Source organism: Asticcacaulis endophyticus (genome assembly GCF_014652575.1).
Classification (GTDB): domain Bacteria; phylum Pseudomonadota; class Alphaproteobacteria; order Caulobacterales; family Caulobacteraceae; genus Asticcacaulis; species Asticcacaulis endophyticus.
The window spans coordinates 1,760,635-1,781,206 of record NZ_BMZB01000001.1 but is presented as its reverse complement, the minus strand read 5'-3'; the positions used below and the strand labels follow the sequence as shown (position 1 = coordinate 1,781,206).

The window sequence follows — 20,572 nt, the reverse complement described above, 5'->3', positions numbered from 1 at the left end:
ACTGAACGCGGCCTCTGGTGCAGATGTCACCGGAGGCCGCAGCTACTAAAACGGGGTAAAAGATGCGTTTGTTCTTGGCGAAACTGGCAGTAGTTATGGCCCTGTCCGGCCCCGCGCTGGCGGGTGAGCTTATCCCCGTTGACGACAGCTATACGATTTCCCAGCGCTATGAACGCTACAAGAATGAGTTTGCGGGCATCACCTGGCCCGTCTCCACGTTTCAGACCGGCCAGCAGGTTCTGTTCGATCGCCACTATAAGTCGGTGGGCGCGCGCGAACTGCATATTGATATTTTCCTACCGCCGCCCGAAGTCAAAAATGGCAAAGGCATTGTTCTGGTCCATGGCGGGGGCTGGCGTTCCGGCGGCAAATCTCATTTTTACGGACTGGCCAATCGGCTGGCGCAAAAGGGCTATGCGGTCTTTTTGCCGGAGTTTCGCCTGTCGCCCGAAGCGCCCTATCCGGCAGGACTGATTGATGTCAACGACGCCATTGTGTGGGTTAAATCTCAGGCCGACACCTTTGGCATCGACCGCGATAAACTGGCGTTGGGCGGTGCCTCATCCGGGGGGCAAATGGCCGCATTGCTGGCCTATAGCGCCGATAAGCCGCTGTTCAAGACCCACGCCAATGACGATACGCGGGTCAGTGCATTGATTGATATCGACGGCGTGCTGGATTTCACCACACCGCTGGCCTTGCAGTTTGAGAACGCGGCCGGGAAGACCTCGGCCGCCGGTCTGTGGCTGGGCGGGGCAATGGAAGATGTCCCCGATCGCTGGCGCGAGGCCAGTGCCGCCCAACATGCCGGGCCGCAGTCGCCACCTACCCTGGTCATCAGCAGCGGCATCCCGCGTTTTACCGCCGGTCGTGAGATCGTCGAGGCTAAACTCAAAGCGCAGGGCGTGCGCTACCGCTACACGACCTTTGAAAACGCCCCGCACGATGTCTGGTTGTTCGATCCGTGGTTCGGCCAGATTGTCGATCAGATCGATTCCTTTCTGACTGAGAAATAAGGCTTTTTGCTATGTTGCTGCGCGCCGCCTGTCTTGCCCCAGTCCTTACTATTCTGGCACTTGCCGCTCCGGCGATGGCCGATACGCACTATACCGTCAGCCCGTCATGCGGGGAGCAAAAGCACTGCTTTACTAAGGTGCAATCCGCGCTCGATACAGCCAAGGCCGATACCACCGACCAGTGGATCACGATCAAGATCGCGGCGGGCGATTACTATGAAAAGGTCACGATTAGCAGGAGCAAAATCCGCCTCATCGGCGCTGGCCCCGACAGCACCCGCCTGCACTTTGATGCGGTGGCGCAAACCGCCGGCAAATACCACCGCCGTAACTGGGGCACGCCTGGGTCTGCCACCCTCACCGTCAATGCCGATCAGGTGACCATCGACGGCATCACGATTGAGAACACCTTTGACTATCTATCGAACGACGCCCTGCCCGACGCCGACGCTAAAAAGATTTCAAATTCCCAAGGGGTCGCCGTCCTGCTCGATATCGACAGCGATCGTGTGCTGATCCGTGACGCGGCCCTCATCGGCTATCAGGACACCCTGTTTGCCAATGGTAAGCGCGCCGTGATCCGCGACAGCCTGATTTCTGGCAATATCGATTTCATTTTCGGCAATGGTCAGGTTCTGATCGAAGACAGTGAAATCCGCACCCGCAACCGTGCCGCCCCCTTAGCCACTGGCGAATTCCATTCCTTCCTGCTGGCCCCCTCTACGCCGCTGATCCAGCCGGTTGGCATCGTGGTCTATCGCTCAAAGCTTACCCGTGAAGCCGGTGTGCCGGATCATTCGGTGGCCCTTGGTCGCCCCTGGCATCCGACCACCCTCTTTGCCGATGGCCGCTACGCTGACCCGGATGCGGTGGGACAGGCGTCTTTCATTGACTGCGTTATGGACGCCCACATCCACCCCGACCATTGGACCAGCATGAACGGCACCGCCCGCGACGGCACCAAAACCGCTGTGTTTTCCCCGCAGGAGTCGCGCTTTTTTGAAACCGGCTCCACAGGCCCGGGTGCCGCCCACCGCGACATCGGCATCACCTGGAAAGACGCGCTGGACATCAAAGCCGTGCGCCGCCACCTATCCCACGGCTGGCCCGAAGCGTCCGCCCCTTAAGCCACAACCCGATCCGACGCCTCTTCCCCGTTGATGCGTCCAGCCTTAACCGCTTTGTCTTCGTGACAAAGCGGTCTTTTCGTTGAGGTCATACCGGCGGCCATGATCACCAAAGCCGCCTTCTTAAGTAAAATCATGGGGACCGCAACGCAACATTGCCACGCAACACCAAACAAAGGAGCAGCCATCAACTTATTGAATTTATTTGGAAAAAAGTGAATGGCGGAGACGCAGGGAGATTCCGCCACTTTCATCATATGTGGATGATTTTTAATAACTATTTGTTTTGAAACAATTAAGTTATATTAAATTGCAGACATTTTGCGGACAAATTGCAGACAATTCTAATATGGCTACTGTTAAAAACTATATCAAAAAACGTGGATCAACTTATCACTATGAGCGACGTTATCCAGTTACAGTCACCAGACTGACTGATTTCGATAAAGGTCTGAAGTTTCAAATTTCTCTTGGAACATCAGACATTCGGGTAGCTCGTAGCCGAGCCATCGAAAAAGATAGGGAGTTTGACCGGATTTGTGCCGAAGCTCTCAAATGGGCACCCAGCAAACCAATTGCCTCAGCTACACCGTTGGCTCCATCAGCCGAACCCGTGAATCTGACTGATAGCTTTTTACATAGGCTATCGGAACAGTATTTTCGTGAATTTGTTCAAAGGGATACTGAACTAGAACAACGTGCGGAGACGGACGAGTTCGCTGCGGACGAGTTGGAATTTAAGGCCACTCGTTACGCTCCTGTTCGCCGTCTTGACGTAAATGGAAATCCAGTCGATGAGGCTCTTGATGATGCCAGACATAAAAGATTTCTTCTCAAGGAATTTACCTCAGATACCGATCATCTTGTAGAAGATGAGGCTCGTAAGCGTGGCATAGAAATAGGCTCTTCCAATTATAAACTCATTGAAAAGGCAATCGTGAAGGCTAGGTTACGCGCTTACCACGCCGGATACGACAAGAAACCCGGCGACATGTTTCCTCCCGGATATTCTCCCGGCGCGCCGCCAATCAACCTTGCGCTTGAAATTGAGTGGTCACTAAGACGCCTATCTGAAGAATATATCAAGAATAATAAGCTTAAACCGGCTTGGTTGGATAAAGTTAAGAAAGCGGTGGCGACATTCGAAGACTATAATGGCGCTGCAAAGCTAGCCACTTCAATAGACCGTAAAAAGGTAAAATCATTCACTAGATTCCTACTCCAAGCCCCAATAAACGCCACCCAGTATTTTCCGGGAATGTCGCTCACCGGCGCGACCGAGGCCAACAATAAGCGTTCCAAACCATATCCGACGATTGCCCCCAACACTGTCAAGAATGGATATATCGGGCCTTTGCGAAAGGTTTTTTCCTACGCAGTAGCCGAACTCGATTATTCTGAAAATCCATTCGCAAATACAACTGTGGAAGGAGCCAAACGCAACACGAAGAAAACGATATTTGACACCCATGAACTTAATGCGCTCTTCGCGCTTCCGCTTTATCGCGGATGTAGGTCAAGTCACTTCCGACTCACTCCGGGCAACTACCAAGTTGATGACGAGGCATTTTGGACACCCCTGCTTATGCTGTTCACTGGTGCGCGTGTCAGTGAGATCGCTCAGCTAGCAATAAGTGACATTAAATTAGAAACCAAAGTACCTTATATAGACATTCTAACGGAATATGATCCTAACGATCCTGACGACAAGCCATTTGTGCTATCTGGTAAATCAGACAATGCAAAGCGCCGCATTCCGATACACCCCCAGCTTCTTCGGATTGGATTTTCGGCTTATGTGGAAAAAGTTCGTAAAACCGGTCAACCGCGTCTGTTCCCAAAATGGAAAAAGTCATCGAATGAAATGAAGCTCTACTCCTCTGCCAGCTGGTGCAACCAATTTAACCAAAAACTGGTACGGGCAATCACTGCAAGGAAACCTAAACCGACCCTATATTCACTACGCCACGTCTTTAAAACTCGGATGGCTATGTGCGGTGTAAGCCCTCAATTTCAAAACGAAATTCTGGGGCATACACAGGCGGGGATGGACTCGACATATCTGCATCTCGCTCAAGACATTGAAGCTTTGCAGCGGGCAATCAACCTTGTTCAATATGAAGGTTTAAATTTGCCAGACCGCAGCATGAAACACCTAAGACTGTCCGGTTATCAATAAGAGCATTGATCGAGCGATAGTGGATAACGCCTATCGTCGGCTTCCTTTCCCACTAACAGTCTGATAGCCAATCCCTTAATCGGTGATCAGTGGTATTCATGGTTGCATTCAGCGGCTGACCTGCGCCACTGTGGCGGCGCGAATCGCCGCGGGGAGCGCCACCAGTGAGCCAGATACTGATCCAGCAGTTTCTTAACGAACTGACCACCTTGAAAAAGGTGTCCGGTTCTCTCTCGGAAACGGTCATCCGAGAAGCCTTCAAAGATCTGCTAAAAAACTGGGCACGGCAATCTGGCCTTATCTTTGTCGCTGAACTTCGCATGCAGTCGGTACAAAAGACGGCCATCATTCCTGATGGCACGGTCCTGCATGACCTGCGCGTACCCCTAGGCTACTGGGAGGCCAAGGACACCGCCGACGACCTTGAGGACGAAATCCGCAAAAAGTTCCTCAAAGGCTACCCGCAGGACAATATCATTTTTGAGAACGCCCACACGGCCATTCTGTACCAGAACCGTCAGGAGGTGTGGCGCGCGGACATGCAGGACGTCGCCCAACTGGGTAAGCTCCTGACCCTGTTCTTTGGCTATGAGCGTCAGGAAATTGCCGACTTCCGCAAGGCGGTGGCGCAGTTCAAGCACGACCTGCCGGCGGTGCTTGAGACATTGCGCAACCGTATCGACGACGCCTATGCCACCAATGAGCCCTTTCAGACCGCGGCGGCGGCCTTTCTGGCGCAATCCAAGGCCACCATTAATCCAGCGGTCACGGAAATTGATGTGCGCGAAATGCTGATTCAGCACATCCTGACCGAAGAAATTTTCGCCCACGTCTTTAACGAAGGCGATTTCCATCGCGAAAACAACATCGCCAAATCGCTGTATGAGCTGGAGGGCCATTTCTTTAAAGGCCCGGTTAAGCGCGAAACGCTCAAGGCCATGGAGGCCTATTACGCCGCCATTCGCGCCAACGCCGCCCAGATCACCAACCATTCTGAGAAACAGACCTTTCTCAAGGTCATCTATGAGAACTTCTATAAGGTTTATAATCCCAAAGCCGCCGACCGCTTAGGCGTCGTCTATACGCCCAATGAGATCGTGCGTTTCATGATCGAAGGCGCGGATTTTCTGACGCAAAAGCATTTCGGGCGCGGCCTGATCGATAAGGACGTGCAAATCCTTGATCCGGCCACAGGCACCGGCACCTTTATTTGTGAGCTGATCGACTATTTCAAAGGCCAGCCGGATAAGCTGGCCCGCAAGTATAAGGAAGAACTGCACGCCAACGAAGTGGCCATCCTGCCCTATTATGTCGCCAATCTGAACATCGAAGCGACCTATGCTGCGGCTTCGGGGCAATTTGCCGAATACCCGAGCTTATGTTTTGTGGATACGCTGGATAATGTCGCGGCCCTTGGCTTACATTCCGGCTATCAGCACGACCTGTTTGGCGCCATTTCCGATGAGAACGTCGCCCGCGTTAAGCGCCAGAACCAGAAGACCATCAGCGTCGTCATCGGCAACCCGCCATATAATGCCTGGCAGGAAAGCTTTAGTAATCGCAATCCTAATCGGGCCTATAAACGCATCGATGAGCGGATTAAAGACACCTATGTCAAGCAAGGCACTTCGCAGAATCAGAACAGCGTTTACGACATGTACACGCGCTTTATCCGCTGGGCCTCTGATCGCGTTGATAAGGACGGCATCATTACCTTTATCACCGGACGCAAACCCTTTGCCAAAGACTCTTATAATGGGTTCCGCAAAGCGGTCGCGAAGGAGTTTAGCGAAATCTGGGTCGTCGATCTGGGCGGCGATGTGCGTGATAATCCTAAATTGTCCGGTACCAAGCACAATGTCTTTGGCATCCAGACCGGCGTATCTATTTTCTTCATGGTAAAAAGAGCAAAATCGAAAGATTGCAAGATTTTCTATGCCCGTAGACCGGAGATGGATACAGCCGAAGACAAGCTGGCCTGGCTGGCATCCCAGCGTCTGTCCGGCTTAACCATGGAAAGAATTGAACCTGATAAAAAGGGCAATTGGCTTAACCTGACCGACAATGACTGGGATAGTCTGATCCCGCTGGCGGACAAGATCACTAAGACGGCCAAGGCCAAGGGGCAAGAAAAAGCCATCTTCAAGCTGTTTTCCAGTGGCTTGAAAACTCAGCGCGACGACTGGGTGTGGGATTTTGACAAAAATACACTCGAAGCCAAAATGTTGTTGATGGTCGCAGGCTACGAGTCCGTGCGTAAAGGGACTGACGGTTTTGACAAGGACAGCCTGAAATGGGATCGAGAGCTTGAGAAATATCTCCGTTCCGGCGTGATCAAAAGCTATGATCCAAAAGCGATCCGCTTGGCTGCCTACCGACCCTACACCTCAATGTGGTTGTATTTTGACAAGCATTTCAATGGGATGACATACCAACTGCCAAGTACATTTCCGCCTGGGATAGCGAATCCAACAATTGCTTTTCTCGGTATGGCCTCAAGCAATCTTTTGTCTGTACTCGGAGTCAAAGAGGTCTTTGATCTTTGTCTGTTAAAGCAGGGTAATGGCGGCACTCAGGGCGTGCCCCGTTATCGCTATACCGCCGAAGGCCAGCCAATCGACAATATTACCGACTGGGGCCTGAAACAGTTTGAGGCGAGATACGGTAAGGGCAAAGTAACAAAGGACGATATCTTTGCCTATTGCTACGGCGTGCTGCATGATCCCGTCTACCGCGACACATACACGCAGAACCTGAAACGCGACTTTCCGCGCGTGCCGCTCTATGACGATTTTACCCAATGGTGCGACTGGGGCCAGACTCTGCTCGAACTGCATATCGGCTATGAAAGCGTTGAACCGTTTGGCCTGACGCGCACCGATACGCCTGACCTTAAGGCGCACGGGGCCGGGCTTAAGCCTGCGCCCAAGCTGAAATCCGATCCGGCGGCGGGCACCATCACCCTGGATTCTGAGACCGCACTCACCGGCGTCCCGCCTGAGGCCTATAACTACCGCCTCGGCAACCGTTCGGCCATCGATTGGGTGCTGGATCAATACAAAGAAAAGACGCCCAAGGACAAAACCATCCGCGAAAAGTTCAACACCTACCGCTTTGCCGACTATAAGGAACAGGTGATCGACCTCCTGCAGCGGGTAACCACGGTCAGCATGAAGACAGTGGCTATCACACAGGCGATGAAGGCCCTGAAAAGGTAACTTTCGGCGCGATTATGAGAAGCAGGAGGCAGACTGAAGCCCTCAAAAACCATCGTTTGTAATAGATACCGTGTCCGGATTGAACGATTCAGTAAAGGCTTATCCCAACGTCTTAAAGCTGTGTCTCGCAATTGCAACTCTGATACATGGTGATCGACAGGTTACTGACAGAACGCAGTGATTTTAATAAAAGTCCTCTGTATCTCAGCGTTTGCTTGCCGAAGCCTTTTGACTAGCGTCAATTATGACGATTTCTGAGGCATTTTCTTTCGCCGCTCGGCGCTGACGCTGGATTTCCAAGATGGTTTTTATTTTTTCGTCGCCATCCCCGTAGTCTATAACGATGAATATCCCATATTCAGTTCGACTGGCGGCCTTGTATACTTCAAGCTGTTTCTCATATCCGTGGACCACCTGACCACTTGAACGCTTGATCTCGACGACGATCCTAGCCTCGTATCCCTTCGAAAACTTAAAGTCTACTGGGCCTCCCCCCATATGAGCTTCTGGTGAAATATCTATGTTATTCGCTATACAAAATGAGTCAGCAATCGCAAAGTACAGTAACTGCGAAGCTCGTTCACGTTTGGGTTTGCCGTCTCCCCATAGCATCTCCCACAAATTCCCATCCTCGACGTGATGCCGAAACATATCGATGGTGCCTTTTACCACTCGCTCCATTTCCTCGATGCCACTAGAGACATTAAAGGGGCCTTGCCCCTTCATTTTATCCGGCATCTTCATTAGCAATTGGCGAAAGGTAAAATAACCTAGAGCATCTGAGTTCGGGTCATAACTTTCGGCACCATCCTTCAGTGCAGCGACAAACGCGTTGAATAATTCTGCAGATTGCAGTGCGGCAGATCGGATAGCAGCCTTCCTATCGGTGACGGTCGGTTTAGCAATAGCTGAAAGGAACTCGCTCACGCGGCGACGGATTGCATCATTTGCGCTAGCCGCTCGCTCTACATCCGACCAATCATTCGCAATTGGTAGGTCTTGAAGAATATCGAGAGGCACGAGCACAATCCCTCGCTCGCGTCCATTCGCATACTTATAGTGAGGCAGCGCGTGGACAGGTGACGATTTAGAGGTTTTTACGTCAATATTATACTCGGCGCAGAACTGCTGTGTGATTTTGGCAAGTTGCGGTTCAATGTAACTGGTCGTCAGGTCGCTAATGGTGTCAGGCCCAACATCCTCTTCGAAAAACGCCATCAGCGAGATCATTTCCGGGTCCTCCGCTCCTAACGCCAAAATCTCTTTCGATGTTCGCAAAATGGCATCTCGGATTTCATCCGAGCGACGTGTACCATTACGTTCGCCCGATCCATACCCCAAGCCGTTAGAAAGAGCTTCGTCAAGTGGAAGCTGCCGTTGCGCCCCCTTCCACGCTGCGTCCCCCTCGCGCGCGGATATCTTTAACAATCTCAGTACTGTTTCAAAACGAGTTTTGAAGGTGTCATACGCTTCATTACGGATCACGTCATTTGCTGATTTATCGAGCAAAACCGGATCAATAAAAAGTGGTGTGTCAACATTCAGAAATGGATCGATAAACCGATGCTCTCGTAAAATCTCAGGCGGTAAATTGAAATAACTAGAGAATAGTACTGGCCTTGAAAAAGATTTCATACCCACTCCGGAGCGGTTACAGCATTGTTCAGCGCATCAAAAACAATGCCTCTAAATAGAAACATTAGCAATAACAACCCAACGCTATTATAGGCAGCTACTAATTTTGGCATCACCGAACGACGATGTCTCGTAAGACTATACCCCTATGAGGCGTCTCTAAATCCCACGCCATGTGTCTCATTTGGGTTGACGCCGCATTTTTGGGACAATAAGGTCTCAGGGTTATAAACCTTATGAGACATTCGAATGACCCTAGTTGCCTATGCCCGTGTCAGCTCCAGCGGACAATCACTTGACGTTCAATTAGACCAGCTACGCGCCGCCGGATGCGAAAAGATATTTGCGGAGAAAAAGAGCGGCACGTCCACAACCGGGCGTGAAGAGCTGGAACGCGCATTAGACTATGTAAGAGAAGGCGACATCTTTGTGGTCACGCGTCTGGATCGTCTGGCCCGTTCGATAACTGACTTAAGGCAGATCATTGATCGACTAGCGGCTAAGGGCGTGGATTTCCGGTGCCTCCAACAGAGCGGATTAGACACCACCAAAGCCGAAGGTCGGCTGATGCTGAACATCCTTGCCAGTTTTGCTGAGTTTGAAACCGAACTGCGTAAAGAGCGTCAGCGCGAGGGCATAGATAAAGCCAAAGCTCAGGGAAGATATAACGGACGCCCCAAATCTATCGACGCCACCCTTGTTAAAACCATGAAAAATGATGGCGTAGGTGCCACCGAGATATCAAAGCGTTTAGGTATAGGACGCGCGTCAGTCTACCGTATGCTCACTGAAACAGAAAGTGTGTCATGAGGGCATAAGTTGACAGTTGTTTACGCTAAGTTGACAGTTGTTTACGCTAAGTTGACAGTTGTTTACGCTAAGTTGACAGAAAAACCATGTTTTCACGATTTTCCCGCTTAAATACTGCCTTTAATTCCTATGATGATGGAATTAAAATCATCTAAAATAAGGTTTTGCGAGACCTATAAGTTTAACGAGATCAACTTCAATATATTCGCATGGGTCTCTTAAGCGCCTTATTTTAATTTCTGAGATTTTTCTTCTACCTTATAGCTAGGTATGGCCCCAACGACATAGAAGTCAGTTTATGGTCTTTCGCGTCGTGTCGGGCTGATGTATGATTTGCTTACTCACCAGACCTATGTGCTCCGGTGATGGTTCAAGCCCTTCGGGAAGATGGGCTACATACCCACCTATATCACTCGAAAACTAATGTATGACACAGATGCAGGCTACGGCCTGACACTGCCCGCAGACGTAACTGCGGGCATTGAAGACTTTTTGCACGACATCCCCAAACCACTAAAACGAAGCGCCGCGCGTAAGCTTTATGGTGAGGCATATGCAAAAGAGAGGTTCAAATCCACCCATAAAAAGGCATATGGCGAGGCGGTTCGGAGCCGCCACCCCCGCCCGGAGGTATTTGCCAAAAACGCCGCTCTTAAAGAGGCAATCGAGAGAAGGGATAAAAACCGTACAGAGGCACGAGAAAGACGTGAAGAGCTACGGCAACAAAAGCGACTGAATAAGCACTGCCTCAAGCGTGAGATCGCGGCAGTGGCATGTTCACGCCGTAAAAAATTGGTCGGTGGTGTGTCCAAACTTGCGCCGCAACCCGTACGCAGGGTTCCGCAAAAAGATAAAGTATTCCTTGATATTATTGGGAAATGCGAACGAGGCGGGCAACTCGGTAGAGCGCCTTTAGTATTGTCATTTCTTACAGATAAACCACTCTTACGAGATTACACGTTACCTTGCTGGGATAAGACATCTAGCACATTGAAGATCATGGCTATGTCTCATCAAAGTCATATCTCCGGTGGTATAACCATAAACCTACATCTAAGTCCCAACGTGCATCAGCAAGCCATGACATCTTCCAAAGGGCCTGCTCCCTATATGCAGGACAGAATACGCAAAGCGTTTATGGATGCCCTTGATACTGTTCTCCCGTTCTGGTTCATTCTTGAATACTCCAGGAAAACTAAGACATATCATTTGCATGGGGCGGTGGTGTTACCATCCGTTCCGGATGCACAAATACATGTTGACCAAGCTCTAAGGATTGCCGGTGGGAAATGGGATCATGACAAGGCTCAGTATCATCAGCAAAAATCAAAGCCTCTTAATGATCCCTTTGTTTGGGCTTCTTACGCTGTCAAAGCCATGAACATCACCAGACACAAGCTTTTCCCAGATCAGAGTGATGACAACAAAAAGATATTCGCTGCCTCAAATGAGATGCGACGCTTAGCAAAGGATGGTTGGGATAAACTTCGGGGAGGTTTACCTCAACCCGGTAAACGCTAGAGCATTGTCAGATGCGGACATTGGGGAAGATTCCGCATCTGACTTTGAGCGAAAACGTCTATAAGACACAGTTATTATACAATAACTCTCTGAGATAACCAAACCGCAGGATGATTAAAGCTCATAAGTCGAAGTCTTAGAAATCGGCACTGTCATCTTACCCGGTTGCCTTTTGTCGGCGGTGGTAAAGATCACATGGGGCCTTACAGGGGTAAGGCTGTTAATCCGGCACCGTTCCGGTTTTGACCTGAAACCACGCTACAGCGCGTTTATGGACTTGGGCACACACACCTAGCAAAAACCCTTCAATCGCTGCCAGCGGTCGCCTGAGAGTCATGGCGGGCCTTTCAACAAGCATCCAAGACAGCCAGCTAATCATGAGACATATTGGCGTAGCTATTAAGAGGTTCCAATACCATTCCCGGTGCTCCGGGAAGGCAAAAACTACGGCTTGCTGGATAACCCCGCCCCACAGATAGATCGCATATGAATAATCCCCCATCGCACTGACACCGGTGCGCTTAGGGTTCAATGTACCCAGATAGACAGTTACATATGCCGTGGGCAGTACGGCGATATATTCACCACCTTTGACATAACCCAGGAACACCACCGACAGGGCGGCGGATAGAACGAACAGTGGCAGGTTATGGGGCACCCAAGCCCTATAGAAATATAGCCCCGCCCCACACAGAAACAGCGGCATGAGAAATTCCCCGCCGGTGCTCATAGGGGCTTCAAAGGTTGATCCTTCTGAAAACTTCCTGAACAGATCACGTCCCAACAATGCAACCGCCGCCAATAAAGCCAGATAGCCGCGCTTTGAAACTCCCAAAACCATCAAGACGCCCAGAATAAAATAGGCTTTGATCTCGTAAGGTATTGTCCAGAGCTGAGAATTGACATTGTTTGGATAGGGTAGGTCTGTGAACACCCCCGGCAACGTAAAGCCCAAATGCCCAAACACGCCCATGAGATAGCGCGTAAACTCGCTGTCTTTGAAATACGCCTGCAATGGCAGTGATGTTGTCATTGGGCCAATTACAAACGCCGTGACGATGACCAGCCCCGCCAGAGCAGGGAATATCCGGATAGCCCGCAGGCCCATGTAACTGATTGCGCTTTTTGAACGGTCAAGACTGCCCGCCACCAGAAATCCAGACAGGGCAAAGAACATCGGCACGAGCCATTTAAGGAAAGGCCTTGCCGGACTATCCCAAAACGCAAAGCCTGCCGGATCACCGTAGTTATATAGGACGGAATGACTGACCAGAACGCCCACCGACAGGATGAGGCGCATATAGTCGAAACCGCTTGGCCTATTGTCCGCCTCAGACAAGACCTTGCTCAAAGTCCGATAGCCTTGCCACGCCATAAATCCCCCAGAATCGCAGCCCCGCGCCTACATTTCTGGTATGATTTGCCCGCTACGCCGTCAAGTTGATTTGAGGCGGTTCTGGCGGAAAGGTTGAGAAAGAGAGATGCGCAAAGTCTCGAAATAAGAGCCGCGCTGATTTGGAAGCCGTTCGACTTTCTCGCAGCCTAGCATCCTCAAGCCCTAATAATTTGTGGAGACATCAGGTGGAACACATGTCGGCTCACAGGCACGCAACCACTCCAACTCGCGCTCACCATCATAGATGCAGGGAATTTTCACTGCATGGCGTAAATGATTTACGCCACCCCTGTGGATTAACCTGTGAATGAATTGCAGACAAATTGCAGACTATTTGCAGACAATGCCGGTGCAGCACCACGCAAACCAATTGAATTTATTGATAAAAAAAGTGATTGGCGGAGACGCAGGGATTCGAACCCTGGGTACCCCTTACAGGGTACGACGATTTAGCAAACCGTTGCCTTCAGCCACTCGGCCACGTCTCCGTTATGGCTGATTTAGCGTGTCCGTTTCCAAAAGGCAACGGCCTGCGATAAATTGTACACAAGTCGCCGTTATAGTTTTATATCGCTAGGGCTCAAAACCCCGGCGCAGCATCCTGAAGACGATCCAAATCAACTTTAAATTGCATCAATTCCCCTGATGCATGTGCGTTAACGCCGCCATAAGGGATGTATGGTATTCGTAGTGTAAAATAAAAACGCTTGTGATGGTTTCGCCCCAAGATGCTTATCGACCTTATTCGGCCTGAAGCGACAAATGCGGGCCTCAACCAGACGCAGGCCGATCAACGCGCCCGCCTGACCGAAGCGCTGCACGTCCGGCGCGGGCCGTTCCGTCCGCAGCGGCTGGTGTCTTTGCGTGAACGCAAGAGCGGTTACTGGGCGGCCTATGTTTTCCGTATGGTCGATATCTGCGCCCTTGTTTTCTTTGGCTTTCTGGGCATCAGCGCCCATTCCGCCGGTCAGATACTGGCGCTGCCGGTCGGTGATGTCCTGCCGTTTCTGTGCGCCACAATTACGGTCGCCATGAGCCTGTCGGCGTTCGGGCTTTACCGTCTCAACCGTACCGAAAAACTGTGGGAACGGCTGATGAAGGTCGCTGGTTCCGTCGGGATGGGTGCCATCGCTGGCTTTGCCGTCACCAGCCTGATCCATGGGGCCACGGCCTTCCCCCCGGCCCTTGAGATGTGGGCGGCGGCGACACTGGCCTTTTTCAGCCTGCTGCATCTGCTGTGGTTCACCACCGTGGCGCGCTGGCGTAGGCAAGGGCGCCTGACGCCGAACATCGTCATAGTGGGCGCGACCAAGCACGCTCAGCGCCTGATTGACGGAGCCTTGGCGCGGCGCGATGTCAACATATTGGGTATTTTCGATGACCGGCTGGCGCGCAATCCGGACACCGTTCTGGGTGTTCCAGTGCTAGGCGACACCAATGCGCTTTTAAGCCACAAGATCACCCCCTATGTCGATCAGATCGTGGTGGCGCTTGATCCGTCGGCCAAGGGACGGGTCAAGGACATTATAACCCGCCTCAAAAGCCTGCCGAACGAGGTTTCGCTGCTGGTTGACATGCATAATGATGAAGGCCGCGAAGCCGCCCTGTCGCGTATGGCCGATCAGCCTTTGGCCCGCGTGTCCGGCATTACCGAAGACGACAAACGCGCCTTTAATAAGCGTATTCAGGATATGATCATTGGCCTGATCGCCCTGATCGTGTTTGCACCGATCATGGTGGTGATCGCGGCGTTAATCAAGCTGGACAGCCCCGGCCCGGTCTTCTTCCGTCAACGCCGCCACGGCTTTAATAACGAAGCTATTATGGTGTGGAAGTTCCGCTCGATGCGCACCGATGCCGAAGATGCGACGGCGGCTCAGCAGGTCACGGCCGGTGATGAACGCGTCACCCGCATCGGCCGGATAATCCGCAAGACCAGCCTTGATGAACTGCCGCAGCTATTCAACGTCATCATGGGCGAGATGTCGCTGGTGGGCCCCCGCCCCCACGCTATCGGTATGAAAACCGGCCCGGACGAGTCGGCACGTCTGGTGGCCGAATACGCCTGGCGCCACCGCATGAAACCCGGCATGACCGGCTGGGCGGCGGTCAATGGCTCTCGCGGTCCGCTGCATAATGCCGATGATGTGCGCCGCCGCATAAGCCTTGATGTTGATTACATTGAGCGGCAGTCGTTGTGGCTTGATCTCTACATCATGATGATGACCCTGCCGTGTATACTGGGCGACCGTAAAGCGATCCGTTAACTACCTGTAATTACCTGCCGACCTTGGATTGGGTTTGCGCCTCCAGCGCTGCGCAGTTGGCGTCACCGGCATAGTCAAGATTGATGAATGGCAGGACGCTGTTGAATGCCGCCGCAATCCCGCCCTGGGCAATCGCGGTTTTGGCATCCAGGCCAATCTTTGGCTGGGTCAGATTGCCGCCGATAACGATCGGGACATCGACCCGCACCAGCCGGAATTTCTTGGGCTTACCCTCAAACACCAGATCAAGACTTTCGTCCTTGAGGTTGATGCGCCCGGAACCACTGACGCGCACGACCTCGGTATCAAAGACAATATTCTGAGCGCGCATGACGCCATCCGTGATCTTAAAACCGGCAATGGCGCAGCGCACGGGCGTTTCCTTTGGGTCTTTTGAGATCAACATAAACAGCCCCTTGGTAGCGTTGACGCCCATCAGTTCCGCAAAGCTTTGGCGGATGGTGCCTTGCGGCATGACCAACGCGAAATCACCATTGGCAGACGCTGCCGCGTCATGAACCGTGTGGCCGGTGCCGGTGGCACGAATACGGGCATCAAGCCTGCCTTCGACCGGCTCAGCACCGCTAATGATCGGTGTGAAATCCTGTATGCGCAGGCCCTTCAGGCGCATGTCGATATGGTTGGTCTGAACGTCAGTGCGTGCGTCAATATCGGCCATGCCGGTCAGGCGACCATGCGGGAAGTCGAACTCAACCGGATTAAGCGTTAAGCGGCCTTTGTCGAGCATAATCCCCAGACTAACCTGACGTAGCGGCAGATTGGGACGCGCCTTAACGGACAAGGCCTTATAATTTACCTTAGCATCCATACCGCGCACCCGCGCCACATCAAGTGGCACATCGGGCAACAGACGCCGCACCGCGCGGGTCGGGTCGGGTGAAGCATCCAGTTCAGGCGCCTGCGGGGCATTGGCGGCGGTCGCCCCAAACAGTGTCCCCATATCTTTAAAATCGAGCATTTTTGAACTGATGTCGCCGGTCAGATAGGGCCGCCCCTCATTATTCAGATCGACCTTGAGATCGCCTGCCACATCGCTGCCGCCGACCCGGCCATTGATGCGATTGATGTGATAGATGCGCTCATCACGGCCCACGCGGGCGGTGATTTTATAGGCTGGTGTGTTGGGCAGGGTCAGGCCGGTGATCTCATAAAGCTCCGCCAGACTACGTCCGCTGACTGAGACATCACCGTCAAGCTGGCCCAGATTGAACGGTTTCAAAACGCGGCCCTTGGCGGTCAGTCGCGTCGGGCCGGCGCGTACACTCATATCAAATGGATAGGGTTTATCAGTGCGCACATTGAGCAGCGGCCCGCCTGTGGCCTCAAGTTCAAACACGCGCTGATTTAACCGGCCATCGCCATTGAGATTAAAGGCATATTTGCGGCCCGCGCCTGGAGTTTCCTGCGCGCTAACCGTGCCGGTAAAGTTCAGACGGCGGCTCAGACTGTTATAGCTAAGCTGGCCATCATTGATGATAAACGTTTTGATCGGCGGCAGCTTGAACGGCTTGGCGGATTTGGCACCGGTGCCGAAGTTCCAGTTGGCGCGGCCGGTCTTGTCCTGAAACAAGGTGACCACGGGCTGGGTGATCTCGACGCGCGGCAGCACCACCCGCCCGATAAACAGCGGCATAAGCTCGGTCGTGATATTGAGTTGCTGAACCTCCGCCATGTTGGTCTTTAGCGTGGGTTTCGCCCAATCCGGCTGGCCGATTTTAAGGCCACCGATCCGCGCATTGGGCGTGAAGCTGAACAGCCTGACCCGTAAATTGCCGGTAATCTCGACTGGCCGATTAAGCCGATCTGAGACTATCGACGACAAGGTTGGCCGGAACCAGTTCCAGTTGGGCTGGGCCAGAAAGATGATGATAGCCAGCAGAACGGCCAGACCAGCGCCGATCCCCCACAACACCTTGCGAGGCACATGCGAAACACCATTTCGCACCCGCACGGCCTGCACACCCGCCCATTGCCTAGACCACGCCGCACCTGTGGCTAGTCGGATCTTGGCGGCCTCCATTACCTGGCCGAAACGGTCTTTGTTCCAGACTGACATACTCACGACTTAGACATACAGATCATCAGAAATCGATCCTGTTAGTTTAGCGTCATATAAACCCTTGCATATTCAAGTCTTTTAAATATCTCCGTGCCATAGTGGCGTGACCATTCACACGTAAGACTTCGCATGTTCCGCAAAGGCCTGATCGGCTATCTGCCCGCCAATATTCTGCAAGGGTTGATCGGGTTCGCCACCTTGATGGTGTTCACCCGCATCCTGTCACCAGAGGATTATGGCCGCTATGCGCTGGCGTTCGGGGTGTCGTCGCTGGCCCAGACGGTATGTTTCACCTGGCTGGAAGCGGCGATGGCGCGCTTTTATCCCGCCGAGGCCAGAGATGATGTGACCGCACCCGCCCTGTACGGTAGCGTCTACCTCCTGTTTGCCGGGGTGACGATTCTGTTCGCGGTCATTTGCGGAATCGGCCTGTGGCTATGGCCCGCCGGAAACGATTTAACTGATGATCCCGCGCTCAAAATCGCGGTCGCTTACGGGCTTGGGGCCGTGGTGTTCCGCAGCCTGATCAAGCTGGTGCAGGAACAGCGTCGTTCCGAAGGCCGTGTCGGGGCGGCCTCCATCCTTGATATGTTGCAAACCGCAGGTGGGTTCGGTTTTGGGGTTATGCTTGCCCTGCTCGGCACAGGCGGCGGATCGCCGCTGTTGGGGGCCGCCGTCATCGCCCTGATCTGCTTGCCGTTTTTTGCGCGTGAAGACTGGAGCCGCGCCGTCCGTGGCCGGTTTGATGCCGAACGCGCCAGACAATACGCCCACTATGGCTTTCCGATTGCCGCCTCACTGGTGCTGACGCTGGCGCTCTATACCGCTGACCGGTTTTTGATCGCGCATTATCTGAGTGAGGCCGATGCCGGGGCCTATCATGCCGGCTACAGTCTGGCGTCACGTATACTGGATGTGCTGTTCATCTGGTTCGGGGCGGCGGGCACACCGGCCATGGTCCACGCCCTGGAATCCGGCGGCGAAAAAGCGTTTAAAACCACCGCCGCAGAGCAGATCAAGACCATGAGCTTTATCCTGTTCCCGGCGGTCGGCGGTCTGATCATGGTCGCCCCCGCCTTCGGGGAACTGATGATCGGCGAAGACCTGCGCGCCAAAGCCGTCAGCATCACGACATTGGTGGCGTTGGGGGCACTGTTTTCGGGCCTGAATACCTATTACTTCCTTCAGGCCTTTACGCTGGCTAAAAAAACTCGCCTGCTGGTGGTGGCCATGCTGATCCCGGCGGTCGCCAATATCGCGCTTAACGTGCTGCTAATCCCGCGCTTGGGCCTGATCGGGGCGGCATGGGCGTGCGCTTTGAGTTTCGGGGCCGGTTTGATCGGCTCGTGGCTGCTGGGCCTGCGCACCCTGCCCTTGCCTGTACCCGCCGCAGATCTGGCTAAAACCGCGCTGTGTACCGCCGTGATGATGGCGGCGATATCCGTCCTGCCCTCACATGGCGGTATCATCGAACTGGTGCTGAAATCGGCCACAGGCGCGATTATTTACGGATTTTGCGCGTATTTCTGCAATTTGCACGGTATTCGGGCACACTTACTAAGATTTTATAATCTATTTCGCGCTAAATTCGGCCTATGATCATGCAGGACACCCGCCTCGACATCGAAGCGACGCTGATTTTCAACAGCGTGCATGAGCGCGTGTCCCCGCGCCTGTCGGTGCTGATCCCGTTTTTCCGCGAGTCTCCCGCCGAACTGATGAAGGCGCTTAACACCATCGCCACCGATGTGCGTGATGAGATCGAAGTGGTCGTACTGGATGACGGGTCGCGCCGGCCGGAACTGAGCCTTGAGGTCATGGACCTGCTCGATACCTTAAATATCGCCATCTGCTTTATCGAGCTAAAGCACAACGTCGGGCGCGCCAAGGGCCGCAATCGCCTGGTTGATGCGGCGCGCGGGGCCTATGTACTGTTTCTCGATGCGGACATGCTACCCGATCAGGATAATTTCCTGGAGCGCTGGGTTGATATGACCCGCGCCGAAGCCCCCGTAGTGTTTGGCGGGTTTTCGCTGCTGAAAGCGCCCAAATCCAAAGCCTACGCCCTGCACACCCAGATGGCCGGGCACAGCGATTGCTTAGATGCCGCCAAACGATTGGAATCGCCTGAGAAATATGTGTTCACGTCGAACCTTTTGGTGCGCAAGGACGTCTTCAAAACTCACGACTTTGACCCGGAATTTCGTGGCTGGGGTTGGGAAGATGTCGAATGGGCCATGCGCGTCTCGGCCGATTTTGGCATTGACCATATCGACAATACCGCGACCCACATGGGCTTGGATACCGCCGATGTGCTGCTGTCAAAATATGAGCAGTCCGGTGCCAATTTCGCCCGCGTCGTGCGCAAACACCCTGAGATCGTCACCCGCTACCCAAGCTATAAAATGGCCCGCCTGATCAAGGCGTTACCGTTTGGTGGCTCCTTGCGCGGCGCATTGAAATCGACCGTGCAAAGCCAGAGCCTGCCGCTGAAAGCCCGCGCGTTTGCCCTGCGGCTTTACCGCGCCGCCATCTATGCCAATGCCTTATGAGTGAGCCCATATATAGCGCCGACCGTTCGCTTTATGGCAAACTCAGGCGGCGAGCCTCAAAGCTCATCTACCGCAAGCGCGCGCGGCTTGAGGGGCTGAAACGTCCCCTTATCACCTTTAGCTTTGATGATGCGCCGCAGTCGGCCTTGACGGAAGGGGCGCGGATTCTGGAAGCCTATGATGCGCGCGGCACCTATTTTATCTCGACCGGACTAATGGGTAATGAGAGCCATCTGGGGAAATACCTCACCGGTGATGAGGTCCGCGCACTATCGGATCGCGGCCACGAAATCGCCTGCCATACCTATGAGCATCTCGATTGCGGGCGCACCGACGCCAATACCATCGCCCATAGCCTTGCGCGAAACCGCGCTGAATTGTCAGCACTCGGTGTCACCGGCATCAGCACCTTCGCCTATCCTTATGGTGATGTCTCCCCGCAGGCCAAGTCGGTGTTAAGCCGCACCTACGCCTCCGCCCGCGCCCTGCACCACGGCCTGATCACCACCGGCACCGACCTCAATCAGGCCCCCGCCATTGGTATTGAAGGCGAAAACGGCGAAGCGGTAGGTATCAAATGGATTGAAGCCGCCCGCGCCACCAAAGACGCGTGGCTGGTGCTCTACACCCATGATGTGCGCGAAGCCCCAAGCACCTGGGGCTGCACCATCAAAACTTTTGAGCGCCTCGTCAGATGCGCCCGCGAACATGATTTCGAGATCGTGACCTATGCTGAGGGCGTGCGTCGCGCCACAGGCACGGCATAAGCGG

14 protein-coding genes and 1 tRNA gene are annotated in these 20,572 nt (G+C 53.4%); 10 read left to right on the top strand and 5 right to left on the bottom strand.

All coding sequences use genetic code 11. The features are described from left to right. The first annotated feature begins 62 nt into the window (after window positions 1-62). Both IE102_RS08025 and IE102_RS08020 read left to right on the top strand, forming a co-directional pair. Window positions 63-1,016, top strand: coding sequence for an alpha/beta hydrolase (locus IE102_RS08025; RefSeq protein WP_189485862.1), 954 nt, complete (start codon window positions 63-65; stop codon window positions 1,014-1,016). A gap of 11 nt (window positions 1,017-1,027) precedes the next feature. Further along, window positions 1,028-2,143 carry a pectinesterase family protein gene (locus tag IE102_RS08020; RefSeq protein WP_189485861.1) on the top strand — a complete coding sequence of 372 codons (1,116 nt, stop codon included), beginning with the start codon at window positions 1,028-1,030 and terminating at the stop codon, window positions 2,141-2,143. Here the strand turns inward: IE102_RS08020 and IE102_RS08015 are convergent. Further along, on the bottom strand, window positions 2,140-2,280 hold the full coding sequence (locus tag IE102_RS08015; protein ID WP_189485860.1) for a hypothetical protein: 141 nt from the start codon (window positions 2,278-2,280) through the stop codon (window positions 2,140-2,142). The genes IE102_RS08020 and IE102_RS08015 overlap by 4 nt on opposite strands. Window positions 2,281-2,492: 212 nt before the next feature. Here IE102_RS08015 and IE102_RS08010 point away from each other — a divergent pair, with 212 nt between their 5' ends. Together IE102_RS08010 and IE102_RS08005 are read left to right on the top strand one after the other, a co-directional pair. Next, window positions 2,493-4,322, top strand: a complete 1,830-nt coding sequence (locus IE102_RS08010; RefSeq protein WP_189485859.1) for a site-specific integrase — start codon at window positions 2,493-2,495, stop codon at window positions 4,320-4,322. A gap of 164 nt (window positions 4,323-4,486) precedes the next feature. Further along, window positions 4,487-7,540 carry a type ISP restriction/modification enzyme gene (locus tag IE102_RS08005; RefSeq protein ID WP_189485858.1) on the top strand — a complete coding sequence of 1,018 codons (3,054 nt, stop codon included), beginning with the start codon at window positions 4,487-4,489 and terminating at the stop codon, window positions 7,538-7,540. 204 nt (window positions 7,541-7,744) lie between these two features. Here IE102_RS08005 and IE102_RS08000 read toward each other — a convergent pair whose 3' ends face one another. Beyond that, a complete protein-coding gene (locus IE102_RS08000; RefSeq protein ID WP_189485857.1) occupies window positions 7,745-9,175 on the bottom strand; it encodes a DUF8370 family protein in 1,431 nt (476 codons plus the stop codon). Window positions 9,176-9,424: 249 nt separating this feature from the next. Between IE102_RS08000 and IE102_RS07995 the strand changes: the two genes are divergently transcribed. Next, on the top strand, window positions 9,425-9,985 hold the full coding sequence (locus tag IE102_RS07995) for a recombinase family protein (RefSeq protein WP_189485856.1): 561 nt from the start codon (window positions 9,425-9,427) through the stop codon (window positions 9,983-9,985). A 387-nt stretch (window positions 9,986-10,372) separates the two neighbouring features. Further along, complete coding sequence (locus tag IE102_RS07990; protein ID WP_189485855.1) at window positions 10,373-11,506, top strand: hypothetical protein; 1,134 nt, start codon at window positions 10,373-10,375, stop codon at window positions 11,504-11,506. Window positions 11,507-11,726: 220 nt separating this feature from the next. Here the strand turns inward: IE102_RS07990 and IE102_RS07985 are convergent, their stop codons facing one another. Together IE102_RS07985 and IE102_RS07980 are read right to left on the bottom strand one after the other, a co-directional pair. Next, window positions 11,727-12,881, bottom strand: coding sequence for an acyltransferase family protein (locus tag IE102_RS07985; protein WP_189485854.1), 1,155 nt, complete (start codon window positions 12,879-12,881; stop codon window positions 11,727-11,729). Between the two features lie 417 nt (window positions 12,882-13,298). After that, window positions 13,299-13,390, bottom strand: a tRNA-Ser gene (locus IE102_RS07980). A gap of 240 nt (window positions 13,391-13,630) precedes the next feature. Here IE102_RS07980 and IE102_RS07975 point away from each other — a divergent pair. Further along, the gene (locus IE102_RS07975) at window positions 13,631-15,169 is read left to right on the top strand and encodes an undecaprenyl-phosphate glucose phosphotransferase (protein ID WP_189485853.1); all 1,539 of its coding nucleotides are present in this window, start codon (window positions 13,631-13,633) and stop codon (window positions 15,167-15,169) included. A gap of 10 nt (window positions 15,170-15,179) precedes the next feature. Here the strand turns inward: IE102_RS07975 and IE102_RS07970 are convergent, their stop codons facing one another. Beyond that, window positions 15,180-17,246, bottom strand: a complete 2,067-nt coding sequence (locus IE102_RS07970) for an AsmA family protein (RefSeq protein ID WP_229807624.1) — start codon at window positions 17,244-17,246, stop codon at window positions 15,180-15,182. Window positions 17,247-17,378: 132 nt separating this feature from the next. Here IE102_RS07970 and IE102_RS07965 point away from each other — a divergent pair, with 132 nt between their 5' ends. Genes IE102_RS07965 through IE102_RS07955 form a run of 3 tightly spaced genes read left to right on the top strand, consistent with a single transcriptional unit; the run spans window position 17,379 to window position 20,568 of the window. Continuing rightward, on the top strand, window positions 17,379-18,848 hold the full coding sequence (locus IE102_RS07965; RefSeq protein ID WP_189485852.1) for a lipopolysaccharide biosynthesis protein: 1,470 nt from the start codon (window positions 17,379-17,381) through the stop codon (window positions 18,846-18,848). 2 nt (window positions 18,849-18,850) lie between these two features. Beyond that, entirely contained in the window at window positions 18,851-19,801 is a 951-nt protein-coding gene (locus IE102_RS07960) for a glycosyltransferase family 2 protein (RefSeq protein WP_189485851.1), read from the top strand. Continuing rightward, window positions 19,798-20,568: a polysaccharide deacetylase family protein gene (locus IE102_RS07955; protein WP_189485850.1), complete on the top strand. Its 771-nt coding sequence runs from the start codon at window positions 19,798-19,800 to the stop codon at window positions 20,566-20,568. Before IE102_RS07960 ends, IE102_RS07955 begins: the two co-directional genes overlap by 4 nt. Window positions 20,569-20,572: the final 4 nt, after the last annotated feature.